This window comes from Micromonospora sp. NPDC003197 (genome assembly GCF_053590565.1).
In genome coordinates this window covers 295,425-307,752 of sequence record NZ_JBSFTE010000003.1, presented here as the reverse complement: position 1 = coordinate 307,752, position 12,328 = coordinate 295,425, and the positions used below count along the sequence as shown (strand labels likewise).

General features: G+C 67.1%; 12 protein-coding genes and 1 tRNA gene. 8 read left to right on the top strand and 5 right to left on the bottom strand.

Translation table 11 applies throughout. The annotated features are described in order from the left end of the window. Positions 1-27: 27 nt before the first annotated feature. Positions 28-768 (bottom strand): metallophosphoesterase, encoded by a 741-nt coding sequence (locus ACWDV4_RS05455; protein ID WP_449975066.1) that lies wholly within the window; start codon positions 766-768, stop codon positions 28-30. Between the two features lie 106 nt (positions 769-874). Here ACWDV4_RS05455 and ACWDV4_RS05450 point away from each other — a divergent pair, with 106 nt between their 5' ends. Beyond that, on the top strand, positions 875-1,489 hold the full coding sequence (locus ACWDV4_RS05450; protein WP_449975065.1) for a CGNR zinc finger domain-containing protein: 615 nt from the start codon (positions 875-877) through the stop codon (positions 1,487-1,489). Between the two features lie 35 nt (positions 1,490-1,524). On the opposite strand, the gene ACWDV4_RS05445 is transcribed toward ACWDV4_RS05450, so the two are convergent. Beyond that, positions 1,525-3,750 (bottom strand): S8 family serine peptidase, encoded by a 2,226-nt coding sequence (locus tag ACWDV4_RS05445; protein ID WP_449975064.1) that lies wholly within the window; start codon positions 3,748-3,750, stop codon positions 1,525-1,527. A 176-nt stretch (positions 3,751-3,926) separates the two neighbouring features. Beyond that, positions 3,927-4,340 carry an ASCH domain-containing protein gene (locus ACWDV4_RS05440; protein WP_449975062.1) on the bottom strand — a complete coding sequence of 138 codons (414 nt, stop codon included), beginning with the start codon at positions 4,338-4,340 and terminating at the stop codon, positions 3,927-3,929. Between the two features lie 98 nt (positions 4,341-4,438). Between ACWDV4_RS05440 and ACWDV4_RS05435 the strand changes: the two genes are divergently transcribed. From ACWDV4_RS05435 to ACWDV4_RS05410, 6 genes are all read left to right on the top strand, one after another. Continuing rightward, complete coding sequence (locus ACWDV4_RS05435) at positions 4,439-5,041, top strand: hypothetical protein (RefSeq protein WP_449975061.1); 603 nt, start codon at positions 4,439-4,441, stop codon at positions 5,039-5,041. Between the two features lie 612 nt (positions 5,042-5,653). Continuing rightward, the gene (locus ACWDV4_RS05430; RefSeq protein ID WP_449975060.1) at positions 5,654-5,851 is read left to right on the top strand and encodes a hypothetical protein; all 198 of its coding nucleotides are present in this window, start codon (positions 5,654-5,656) and stop codon (positions 5,849-5,851) included. Between the two features lie 296 nt (positions 5,852-6,147). Next, positions 6,148-6,522: an ArsR/SmtB family transcription factor gene (locus ACWDV4_RS05425; protein ID WP_449975059.1), complete on the top strand. Its 375-nt coding sequence runs from the start codon at positions 6,148-6,150 to the stop codon at positions 6,520-6,522. Continuing rightward, positions 6,519-7,025: an SRPBCC family protein gene (locus ACWDV4_RS05420; protein ID WP_449975057.1), complete on the top strand. Its 507-nt coding sequence runs from the start codon at positions 6,519-6,521 to the stop codon at positions 7,023-7,025. The genes ACWDV4_RS05425 and ACWDV4_RS05420 overlap by 4 nt, the downstream gene beginning before the upstream one ends. Then, positions 7,013-7,576, top strand: a complete 564-nt coding sequence (locus ACWDV4_RS05415; RefSeq protein ID WP_449975055.1) for a dihydrofolate reductase family protein — start codon at positions 7,013-7,015, stop codon at positions 7,574-7,576. The genes ACWDV4_RS05420 and ACWDV4_RS05415 overlap by 13 nt, the downstream gene beginning before the upstream one ends. Positions 7,577-7,610: 34 nt before the next feature. Continuing rightward, entirely contained in the window at positions 7,611-7,844 is a 234-nt protein-coding gene (locus tag ACWDV4_RS05410) for a tyrosine-type recombinase/integrase (RefSeq protein ID WP_449975053.1), read from the top strand. Between the two features lie 74 nt (positions 7,845-7,918). Here ACWDV4_RS05410 and ACWDV4_RS05405 read toward each other — a convergent pair. Further along, positions 7,919-7,995 (bottom strand) — tRNA-Thr (locus tag ACWDV4_RS05405). A gap of 367 nt (positions 7,996-8,362) precedes the next feature. Between ACWDV4_RS05405 and ACWDV4_RS05400 the strand changes: the two genes are divergently transcribed. Continuing rightward, positions 8,363-9,454 carry an ABC transporter ATP-binding protein gene (locus ACWDV4_RS05400; RefSeq protein ID WP_449975051.1) on the top strand — a complete coding sequence of 364 codons (1,092 nt, stop codon included), beginning with the start codon at positions 8,363-8,365 and terminating at the stop codon, positions 9,452-9,454. A gap of 85 nt (positions 9,455-9,539) precedes the next feature. On the opposite strand, the gene ACWDV4_RS05395 is transcribed toward ACWDV4_RS05400, so the two are convergent. After that, complete coding sequence (locus ACWDV4_RS05395; protein WP_449975050.1) at positions 9,540-12,197, bottom strand: Hsp70 family protein; 2,658 nt, start codon at positions 12,195-12,197, stop codon at positions 9,540-9,542. Between the last annotated feature and the right edge of the window lie 131 nt (positions 12,198-12,328).

Genomic DNA, 12,328 nt, shown 5'->3' with positions numbered 1-12,328 from the left:
TAGCTCCAGATCCGTGCGGAGTGCTGGTCAGAGTACGACGCGGAAGTGGGTGGTGATTTGTCGATCGTCGTCGAGCACATGGAAGGCGATCCCCGGTGGCTGCTCCCGATCCGCCGGCTTGTCGCCTTCCCAGGGCAGCCGCAGGGTCCAGGTGATCGCAGGGCCGACCAGCAGGGGGCGGCCGGCGAAGGTGGACACGGCCGCGGTGTGTGCGTGCCCGGTCAGGACCGCGACGACCTCGGGGTGGTCGGCCAGCAGTTCGGCAAACTCGTCGGTCGGCCGTAGTCGACCGGCGTCGGGCAGTGGGTGGTGTAGGTCGACCGGTGGGTGGTGGAAGGCGATGAGGGCCGGCGCGTCGCCGGCCAACTCGTCGAGGGTGGTGGCGATCCAGCCGAGGGTCTCGGCATCGAGCCGCCCCGCGTCGCTGCCGGGAATGGTGGAGTCGCACATCAGGATCGCCGTGTCACCGACCTGGTGCAGTCGGTTTATCGGTCCGTCGGCTGCCGGGTCCCCCAGCAGCGCCGTACGGTAGGCGGCCCGGATGTCGTGGTTGCCCGGGCAGGGCAGCACCGGGAACGGTGCGTCGAGCAGTCGTGCGGCCTCTTCGTACTCGCCGGGGTCGCCGTTGTCTGCGATGTCCCCGGTGACCAGTACCGCGTCGACCGGCCTGGGCAACGCCCGGAGGTAGTTCATCACCCGGGCGGCCCGCTCGGTCGCGCGTTCGGTGCCGTCCAGGTGCAGGTCGCTGATGTGTGCCAGCAGAGTCATACACACCCCGTTCTAACGGTAAAATTTCTCTAACCGTTAGAACGGTAGAGTAAAGCTGAGGCTGTAGGCAAGGCGCCGCAGCTACGACACCCAGGCGGGAGCGGCAGTGGAGCGATATCTGGCCCTCGAACTGGCGAGCACCATCCGCCACGACGGCCACGGCGGGGTGATCGACGACCTGGCCGACACGCAGGGTCTGGTCGCCTGGCTCCATGACCAGGCGGACCTGCTCGCCGACGGGGGCGGCATCGCGAACATCACCGTGACCGAGGCAGCCAGGTCGGAGGTGGTCGCGGTACGCGCGGCGGTACGCGCCCTGTTCGCCCGTACGGTGCGGCCCGGCCCGCCGAGCCCGGCCGACGCAAACCGGCTGCTCCCGGTCGACGAGGCGCTCGCCCGGATCAACACGGCCGCCGCCCGACAACCGGTCACCCCGATGCTGGACTGGCCCGAGGACGGCGACCCGAAGTCGACACTCCGGTCCACCGAACCGGATCCGGTCGTCGGCCTGACCGCCACCCTGGCCCGGGCCGCCATCGACTTCCTGTCCGGTCCACAGCGGACTTTGCTTCGCGCCTGCACCGCACCCCGCTGTGTGCGCTACTTCGTCAAGGAGCATGGGCGGCAGGAGTGGTGCAAGGCGTCCTGCGGTAACCGGGCCCGCGCTGCCCGGCACTATCAGCGCCACCGGTCACCAACAGAGCCGGAGCCCCGACGATAGGTCGAGGCTCCGGCCACGCTGATCGCTGGTTCGGGTTACAGGGTCAGCGTCCAGGTGTTGATGTAACCGGTGTCGGCCGAAGCGGCGTCCTGCACCCGCAGGGTCCAGGTGCCGTTACGGGCCTCCGACGAGAGGTCGACGGTGTACGTCTGGTTGATGTTGTCGGTGGAGCCGCCGGTCCGGTTGTGCAGCACATAGGTGCTGGCGTCCGGCGCGACCAGGGTGACCACCAGGTCACCGATGTAGGTGTGCACGATGTTCACCGCCACGGTGCTGCTCGCCGAGGCGTTACCGGAGCAGCCGGTGATGGCGATGGTGCTGTTCACCGTGCTGTTGTCCGGGATCGTGACGTCGGTGCCGTTGGTGCCGGTGCAGCCGGGGGTCCCAGTGCCGGTCAGGTTCAGCGTCCAGCTGTTGATGTAACCGGTGTCGCCGCCGGCCGCATCCTGTACCCGCAGCTTCCAGGTGCCGTTGGACACCTCGCTGGAGAGGTTCACCGTGTAGGTCTGGTTGATGTTGTCGGCGGAGCCGCCGGTCCGGTTGTGCAGCGGGTAGGTGCTGGCGTCCGGCGCGACCAGGGTGACCACCAGGTCACCGATGTAGGTGTGCACGATGTCGACCGCGACCGTGCTGCCCGAGCCGGCGTTGCCGGCGCAGCCCGAGATGGTGATCGAGCTTTCCACCGTGCTGTTGTCGGAGATGGTGACGTCCGTGCCGTTGGTCTGCGAGCAGCCGGGTGGGCCGTTCACCGTCAGCGTGTACGTCGTGCTCTGCGTGGTCACGGTGCCCGTACCGATGATGCTCACCGTGTAGGTGCCCGGTGCGGTGCTGGCCGTGGTGCTGATGGTCAGGCTGGCCGAGTTGCCAGAGGTGACCGACGACGGGCTGAAGCTCGCCGTCGCACCGCTGGGCAGGCCACTGGCGGTGAGGGCTACCGTCTGCGCGCCGCCGACCGTGGTGGTCGTGCCGACCGTCGCGGTGAGCGAGCTGCCGGGGTTGACCGTGCCGGAGTTCGGCGTGACGCTGATCGAGAAGTCCTGCGTCGGCGGGGTGATGTTGCCGACGTAGAGCAGCTTGTTCGGCGAGCCGGTGCCCGGGCTGGTCACCACGCCGTTGGTGGCGTCGTTGACCAGCTTGTCGCGCACCTGCTGCGGGGTGTACGACGGGCTGGCCGCCAGCACCAGCGCCGCCGCGCCGGCCACGTGCGGGGACGCCATCGACGTACCGCTGATGGTGTTGGTGGCGGTGTCGCTGGTGTACCACGCCGAGGTGATGCTGCTGCCCGGCGCGAAAATGTCCAGGCAGGTGCCGATGTTGGAGTAGCTGGCCTTCGCGTCGGCGGAGTCGGTCGCGCCGACCGTGATCGCGTTCGGCGTACTGGCCGGCGACCTGGTGCAGGCGTCGGTGGACTCGTTACCGCCCGCGAGCGCGTAGGTCACGCCGTCGGCGATGGAGGCGGTCACCGCGTCGTTGGTGGCCTGGTCGAAGCCGCCGCCGAGGCTCATGTTCGCTACCGCGGCCTCACCCGGGTCGTGGTCGCCGGTAACCCAGTCGATACCCGCGATGACCTGTGCGTAGGTGCCGCTACCAGAGTTGTCCAGCACCCGGACGCCGACCAGGGTCGCGGTCTTGGCAACGCCGTAGGCGTTACCGCCGACCGTGCCGGCGACGTGCGTGCCGTGGCCGTTGCCATCGTCGGCGGAGCCGCCGTCGATGGCGTCGAAGCCGGTCACCGCGCGTCCGCCGAAGTCACTGTGCGAGAAGCGGATGCCGGTGTCGATGATGTACGCCCGCACCCCCGAACCGGTGTTCGGGTAGGTGTACGTGCTGTTCAACGGCAGGTTGCGCTGGTCGATCCGGTCCAGCCCCCAGGAGGGGGTCGGGTTCTGGGTTCCGGAGATCGACACGGTGTGGTTCTGCTGGACGTACTTCACTGACGGCTCCGCCGCCAGCTGCCGGGCCTCTTCGGCCGTCATCTTCGCCTCGAACCCGCGCAGCGCGTGCTGGTAGGTCCGGGCTACGGTGCCGCCGTACCGGCTGGCCAGTGTGTTGGCGCTGCCAGTGACGTCGCTACTCGTCACCATGTCGTTCTTCAACACGACGATGTACGAGTCGGCGACTGCGGTGGCACCGCCCGCCTGGAGGATCTGCCCCTCGGCGGGCGCGGCTACGGCGGGTGTGCCGAACGCCGCTACGGCCACCGTCGCGGCGGCCACCGCCCCGTAGCGCCAGTGGCGCCGGGACGAATGTGCAACTGTCATCTCCCCTGTTCCCCTCTGCTGACTTGATCGAGCGCCGTCGGCGCGTCGATCGATGCTCATGCATCAGTTGAGGAGATGCTAGGCCGGCCGACCTCAGATGTAGAGATATATCATTATCGATTTCGATCCCGTATGCTTAGCGGTTCCACATGGTCACTTAGCGTTCACCGCATGATTCAGAGCCGCTCGACCAGCCGAAACCGCTCAGCCACGCCGAGCGTGTCATCGTCCACCGTGAAGGCATCGTCACCACGGAAGCCCCGGTAATCCGGGCCGTGCCAGAACCCCTCGTGCCCGGCCCGCCAGTCGGCGACACTCTCGTACCCCTCCCCCTCGTCCACTGCGTGGGCGAAGTCGATGTCACCGAGCCGGACCACCCGTACCTCGGTGATCTCGATGATCGCCACCGGCCGGTCAGCGGAGTCGACGACCACGGAACGCTGGCCAACCTCGGGCAGCGGCTCGTCCTCGATCTGGTAGTCGGCGAGCAGGCCGGTGGTCGAGGTCTTCTCACCAGAGAGAATCGCCGCGACCAGCTTGTCCCGCAGTGGCCCCGGGAATCCGAACTCGGCCTGTGGTAGATCATGCATTTGGCGAGACTACTGGCCACGCATCAAAATCCGAGATGGCTAAGCGGGGACGGTGCCCAGAAGACAAGCCGACGGGCCGTACTGATTTGGGGCTGCAAATGAGTGAAGCAGGCGAGATGCGCAACAGCCGTAGGCTCGTGCTTCGCGACGGTGATGACGAAGAGTCCGTTGAAGCCTTCGCAGCGACGCGCCTAGGCTGGCCACGGCGGCACGACTACCCGGAAGACCGGGAACGATGGTCACCCCGCCAGGTCACCTGGTACGCAAGACCGGGCATCGTGCTGAACTACATGGAGGACATGCTCTCCGACACTGTCTACGTGACGATCAGGGGCACCGACCCGAATGTGGTTCGGATGACTACTGAGCTGGCGGAGCAGGCATTGAACACCATTCGACCCTCGGAGTTGCTGCAGGCTGTCCAGAGGGCCGCAGACCCCGAGGACGCTGCGTACGCGGTGCTTCAGGCAGGCATCGGCTCTCCTACCGAATTCGACAACGCGTTCTTCACTGAGATAACCGCCGCGATGAAAAGCGACTCGCCGATGGTGCGAGAGGCTGCGATCTGGGCAACCACCTACAACCCATGGTGGGGGGCTGCCTACCTGGAGCCGCTGTCACGCATGGCAAACGAAGAAAGCGATCAGGATTTGGCGCGTACGGCTCGGAACGCGGCCGAGGAGTTTCTGAGCGCCCGCTGAACGAGCAACCCGATGGTGCCAACCTTCCATGGAGTCGGCAACCGCGCAATGATCGCTCCATGACAGTGTTCGCGTGCCGTCGCTGCAAAACTCCCCTGACGAATGACCTGGACGAGATGCCGTTCGCGGAGTTGCCGGAACCGGTCACGCCGTCTGAGCTACAAGAGGACGAGCCATGTCCGGCATGGGTGCCAGCGGGCAAGTTCGCAGTCGAGGCCGACCCGTTCGGGCCACCTCGCGTACCGAGCGCCACGGACAAGCAACTCCCGGTCTCCGCAGGGCCCCAGGACGCTGTCCTGATCAATCCAGACGACCTACTTGTGCGCCGTCTGCACCCGAACGCCGGTCGCCGTAACGGCTGCTGCGGCCTCGACGGTCTCGACGGCCCCAACTTGGTGTGCAGCTGTAAGGCAGAGCTCGCGACCGAATCGTCTGACTGCTGGACGGCCCAGGTCGTTCGGTTGCAGCCGCTCGCCATAGTTCGAACTACGCTCCGGCCATAGTGTCCTGTCGCGGGACATGCCTGACAATCGCGTTCGACCAGATGATTGCCGAATCGCACGGTCAGCGGCAGGACGGCGAGCGAACGGCTGCCCTGACACACTCAGCGGCGTGTTCATCACCATCACTCTGCGGGACGTCGGCACGGCCGCCATCGTCGTCGGCCTGCTCATCGCCGCGTTGACCCTCGGCACCACCACCGATCGTCCGTTCATGCTTGCCTTGCTGCTCGTCCTCGTCGGTACTGGCCTACGGTTGGAGGCCGCCGTTCGCGCCCGAAACGCACATGGCCATGACAGCGGCCCCTGACCGCCACCGCAGTACACACATGATCCGGCCGCTGACCATGGTGGCAATCCTTCACCGCCTTCCAGCGTTCTACACGCGTTTTCGGCCTCAGTTATGCCGGATCTGTGCCGGGTGATCTTGTTGTAGCCCGATGCCGAGGCGACCTTATTGGATGACTGTGCACCGTCTTGCCGCAGGTTGTTCGGCCACACGTCAGCGCTGGTGGCGGGACCGAGCCGACCTGGCGACCCGTTCATTGACAACATCACTCGCACCTCAATACGCTTAACATGGTGGTTAAGTGAAGGGAGCTTCCGATGGCTGGCACCGATCAGCTCAGCGCGGTGTTCTCAGCGCTGTCCGACCCGACTCGACGGGCGATCATCGCCGAGTTGGCTACACGCGACGCCACGGTCACCGAGCTCACCGCTCCTCTGTCGATCTCGATGCCGGCGGTGTCACGGCACCTGAAAGTGCTCGAGCGCGCCGCGCTCATCTCGCGGTCGCGGTCGGGCAAGTGGCGTGCGAGCCGTCTCGAGGCTGCCCCGCTGCGCGAGGCGGCCGACTGGATCGAGCGCTACCGGCGGTTCTGGGACTCGTCCCTCACCCGCCTCGATGCCCACCTCGCTGCGGTGCAGGCCGCCGGACGGGCAACGGACCGGATGGTCGACGACCCCAGGGAGCTCGAATGAAAACGAAAACTCCGCAGATCGCCATCTCGCGTGTGATCGACGCGCCGCGGGAGCTCGTCTACCGAGCCTTCACCGATCCCGACCACTTGGCGGCGTGGTGGGGTCCGGTCGGCAACTCACTGCCGCGCGATGAGATTGAGTTCGACGTACGCCCCGGCGGCTTTCAACGGTGGACAGAGGTCAATGCGGCCGAACCCGAGCTTCGTGTGCACGTCCACGTCGACCTCACCGACGTCGCCGACGGCGAACTACTCGAAGGCGTCATGCACGTCAGTGGCCGGCTGCAGGAGGGCATCGAGCCGTTCGAGACGAGACTGCGGGTCGAGTTCTACGAGGAGGCTGACGGACGGACGCGACTGGAGATCCGCCAGTGGCTCCCCGAACATCTGGCGCACCCCAGCGAGGAGGGTTGGCGCCAAGCGTTTACCAAGCTGGACGCGACGCTGATGAATGCCCAGGCTGTTGCAGCCGATTATCGAGAGGTAGAGGCATGGCAAAGCTGATTTACGTGACGAACGTGTCGCTTGACGGCTATATCGAGGACGAACGCGGCGCGTTCGACTGGTTCCCTATCGATGACGAGGTATTCGCGTTCACCACCGACCTCCTGCGGTCTGTGGGCACGTTTCTCTACGGGCGGCGCCTGTACGAGGCGATGGCCGTCTGGGAGACCGACGCCACCCTGGCCGCTCAGTCCGACCTCATGGCCGACTTCGCGAGTGCCTGGCAGGCGGCGAGCAAAGTCGTGTACTCCACGACCCTCGCTGCCGTGTCAACTGCCGACACCCGACTCGAACGCCGGTTCGACCCCGCCGCGGTACAGGAACTGAAGGCCACGGCCAGCAGCGATCTCACCGTAGGAGGTGCCAACCTCGCGACGCAGGCGTTCAAGGCCGGGCTGGTCGACGAGTGCCAGCTGTTCATCCTGCCCATCGTCGTCGGCGGGGGCAAGCCAGGGCTGCCGACCGGCATGCGCACCGACCTTGAGCTCCTCGATGAGCGTCGATTCCGAAACGGCGTCGTACACCTCCGCTACCGCCCTCTCGGGCAGTGAACGACGGCCCTGTCCGATCGCCGGCGGCGCTTGCGTGACAGGCGGAGCGCTGACGACTGATTCGGAACGCCAACGGGCCGAACGCGAACGACTGCACGACCTGCGGCACGCGGTCGTCTCCCTGCTGATGGAGCTGGGCGTACCGCCGCACGTCGGTCAGGCCATCGCCCGGCATACAGACCTGAAGATCACACTGAAGGTCTACGCGCATGCGAACCTCGACGCGATGTGCCAAGCCATCGGCAAGCTCGATGGGCGGCTATCGTGAAGCCGGTTGCTGTCATCGTGGCTGTCAAGGCGTCTGGTTCGGTCCCGGCCAACGCCCGGAAGCCCTGATCTGGTTGGAGCCCCCGGCCGGGATCGAACCGGCGACATCTCGCTTACAAGGCGAGTGCTCTGGCCAACTGAGCTACAGGGGCGCTGCGTTCGACGTCAGCATAGCTACTGACGTCCGGATATCACGGCAACCAGGGGCCCTGGCGGAAAAGATCATCTGCTACGGCGTACCGCTGGCACTACAGCCCGTCACGCAGCGCAACGACCCCGATGGCAATTGATGTCCTGCCGTGCTCGGATGACCGAATTGTGAATGCGGTGCGTCCAAGAAACCGGACCTGACCTTGGCAGCTGAGCCAACGGCGTTTACGGTGACGTGACACGAACGACACTCCGAAGCTGCCCCCTGGTCGCCCGGAGTGTCCCGTGAGACCGGCACACCACGTGCCGGCCGCTCCTTCCACTCGGATCGTCCGGCACGTTCCTGCCGGTGAAAGGAAGCACCCAGCGATGGCTACGGTCACCTACTCGAAGGCCAGCCGGATCTACCCCGGCTCCGAACGGCCTGCGGTCAACGAGCTCGACCTCGAAATCGGCGACGGCGAGTTCCTCGTCCTCGTCGGCCCCTCCGGTTGCGGCAAGTCCACCAGCCTGCGCATGCTCGCCGGCCTGGAGGACGTCGACCGGGGCTCGATCCACATCGACGACCGGGACGTCACCCACCTCCCGCCGAAGGCCCGCGACATCGCGATGGTCTTCCAGAACTACGCGCTCTACCCGCACATGACGGTCTACGAGAACATGGCCTTCGCGCTCAAGCTGCGCAAGACCTCAAAGTCCGAGATCGACCGGCGGGTCAAGGAAGCCGCAGCCCTGCTCCAGTTGGAGGAGTACCTCGGCCGTAAGCCCAAGGCCCTCTCCGGCGGTCAGCGCCAGCGGGTCGCGATGGGCCGGGCCATCGTCCGGGAGCCCCAGGTCTTCCTCATGGACGAGCCGCTGTCCAACCTCGACGCCAAGCTCCGGGTACAGACCCGTACCCAGATCGCGTCGTTGCAGGCCAAGCTCGGCGTCACCACCGTCTACGTCACCCACGACCAGATCGAGGCCATGACCATGGGCCACCGGGTCGCGGTCATGCTCGACGGCGTACTCCAGCAGGTGGACACCCCCCGGGCGCTCTACGACACCCCGTCCAACGTCTTCGTCGCCGGGTTCATGGGCTCGCCCGCGATGAACATCAAGACGGTCTCCCTGACCGACGACGGTGCCCTCTTCGCCGAGATGGTCGTACCGCTCACCCGGGAGCAGGTGGCCGCAGCCAAGGCCGAGGACGGCGACGGCAAGGTGACCGTTGGCTTCCGTCCCGAGGACTGTGAACTGGTCAGCCCGACCGAGGGCGGCATGCCGGTCGTCGTCGAGCTGGTCGAGGACCTGGGCTCGGACGCCAACATCTACGGGCACGCCGCGCTCGACGGTGCCTCGGAGCGGTTCGTCGTCCGTACCGACCGGCAGCACATGCCCAACATGGGCGACACCGTCTACGTCAAGCCCCGCGCCGGCCGCAACCACGCCTTCCACGCCGTGACCGGCAAGCGCATCTGAATCGCGTACGGAGAGAGGGCGGTCCGCGATCGGCGGACCGCCCTTTTCCGTCTCTCAATCAGGTCGCCGACGCTCGGGTCCTGGCTCAGGCGTCGGCGAACCGTACGAAGACGAACTTCGCCTTCGCGCCGCAAACAATGACCGACGTGTTCCACGAACAGCTCGACGACCGAACCTCCGTCAACTGTCCCAGCTCGATCGGCTTGTCGCCCGAGCCGACCGGCAGACCGGCAACGGTGACGTTGTCCGGATAGTCCGACAGGTTCTCGGCGAAGTGCAGCAGGTTTCCCCCGTCCACGCGTACCGACCGGCCCTCCCGGGACAGCAACTGCCCGCCGTCCGGCTTGAAGACGGTGGTCTTGACCGGCAACCCGGCCGTACGGGTGATGATGTGCTCGCCCACGGACAGGATGGTCTCCGCTGAGGGCGCGGGCTTACGCCACGGCTGGACGTCCTTGTCAGCGCTGACCGCTACCAGTTCGGTGTTGGCCGCCTCGTACCCCTTCCGCTCCAACAGGCACACCCGATCCTGGCCGCAGGCCACCAGCGCCTTCGCCGTGTGTTCCTTGTTCGGCGCGGTGTAGAGGCTGGTCGGCTCACCCATGCTCGCCAGGTCGTACGACACCAGGCGGTAGCCGCCATCCTTCGGCGCGACAAAGAGCCGGCCGTCATGGGCGACCACGTAGTCGTCGACATCAGCGACGTTGGGGCGGCTCTTCAGCTTCGCACCGGACTTCGCGTCAATGACCGTAACCTGCCGGTCCCCACCGATCTGCACGAGCCGCTGCTCGTCACCGTGGTACGGGTCATGGGTCCCGGCTGCGGCATGACTCGGACCGCCCAGCATCTCGGTCGTCGTCACCCGATAGACCGACACGTCACTCTCGCCCCGGCTGTCCTTCGGCAGGTCCGTCGCCCACGTCTGTTTCCCGGTACGCAGGTTGAGCCCGACCAGTTGGTGGGTGGTCCGGTCGGCGATCACCACCACCTCTTCGTAGAAGAAGATGGAGTCGTTACCGGTGACGCTGCGTTTCCACAGTTCCCGCCCCTTGCTGGTCGGGTCGATGACGATCAGATCGCGGGGTTTCTTGTCGCTCGACTCAGCGGCAAGGATTCCGATGCCCTTGTCCCGGACCGCATAGATGCCGACCCACTGGTTGGCGGTACTGCTCGTCTCGTACTTCCACAGTTCCTTGGCCGACCCAACCTCGGTTGCGATCACCTGCAACCGGTCGTCGTCACGCTCGTAGGCGAGATAGGCCCGGTCCCCGACGAGCGCCGTACTCATTCGGGTCGGTTGCTCGTCGCCGGTCTGCACCGCGCCGATCTCACTGAACGGCTGGAAGGCGATCTCGGCGTAGCTGTTCCGGGTGAAGTAGAGGACGGCGGCGGCCACCACGCCGACCAGGGCCAGCGCGGCACCCGCTCCGATCCAGACCGACCGGCGTCGTACCAGGCCGCGCAGCCCGGAAGCCGGTGGCGCAGCGGACGGCGGGACGGGGGGTACGCCGCCGGGCGATACCGGGGGCACGCCAGCCGGCGCGGACGGAGGTACGCCGACCCGCGGCGCGCCGACACCCGCAGGCGGGCTGCCCGCCAGGACGGCCAGTTCCGCCAAGGATCCCTCGGCTACCGGAAGTTCCGGCTGTTCCAGCACGGTCGGCGCGACACCGAGTTCGGCGTGCAGCAGCCGGGCAACCAGGGGCACCCGGCTCGAACCACCGACAAGGAAGAGTCCGGCGAGCTGGTGTGGGACCAGCCCCGCCTGTGTGATCACCGAGGCCGCCTCGGCCACTCCTCGGCGCAGCAATGGCGTGCCGAGCCGCTCCAACTCGTCACGGGTGAGGTGGAGCGCCTGCTCCACCCCGGGCACCGCGATCGGGGCCACGGTGGCGCGGGACAGCATCTCCTTCGCACCGCGTACGTCGTCCCAGAACCGACGCCGGTCCCGCCACTGGGCCGTCGTCTCCGGCAGGATCAGCCGCTGCCGCGCCTGTGGGTCGGTGGCGGCGATAAGCGCACCCAGGTGCTCGACGATGGCCGCATCCAGGTCGAGTCCGCCCAGCTCGGCGAGCCCACCTGAGCCGATCACAGCGAACCGGGCCCGTCCGGTCCGGTCGACGCCCTCGTTGCGGACCAGCGCGATGTCCAGAGTGCCACCGCCGAAGTCGTAGACGGCGATGGCGGCACCGACCGGCACCGGGCGACGCAGCACGTCGGCGAAGTAGCGGGCCGCCGCGACCGGCTCGGGCACCAGCACAGTGCCGCCGAACGCACCGGCCGCCCCGCTGGGGGTCGTGGTCGGGTCGGCCGGGGGCCAGCCCGCCCGGCTCACCGCAGTGGCCAGCACCTCGCGTCGGCGTACGCCCCAACTCGCCGGGTAGGTGAGCACGGCGGGCGGCAGGAACCCGACCGCCTCAACCGCTGCCTGCGCCACCGCACGCAGCAGCGCACCGAGTAGGTCCACAGTGGGCACTTCACGGTCGCCGAGCAGGACCGCTGGCTCGTCGACACGCCGTTTCGGGTTGGGCTCGTAGCGCCCCGGGTCGGTCTGGGCGAGCCGGGCGGCGTCCCGCCCGACGTGCAGCCGGCCCTGCTCGTCCAGGTAGACACCCGCCGGCATGATCGGCTGCCCGTCGAAGAGCAACGGTCGGGTACGACCGTCCGGCCAGCGGAGCACCGCCACGATGTTGGACGTACCAAGGTCGACGCCGATCGCGTAACCGCCGGCCTGCCATGCCATGTGCCGTCTCCTCCGGGGCGAGGGGATGCCCGGCATTGCATGTTACGGGGAGGACGCAGCCCGCCTGACCAGTCCACTGATCGGATGGTCAGGCGGGCTGCCGGTACGGGTCAGGCAAACTGCTGGTACGG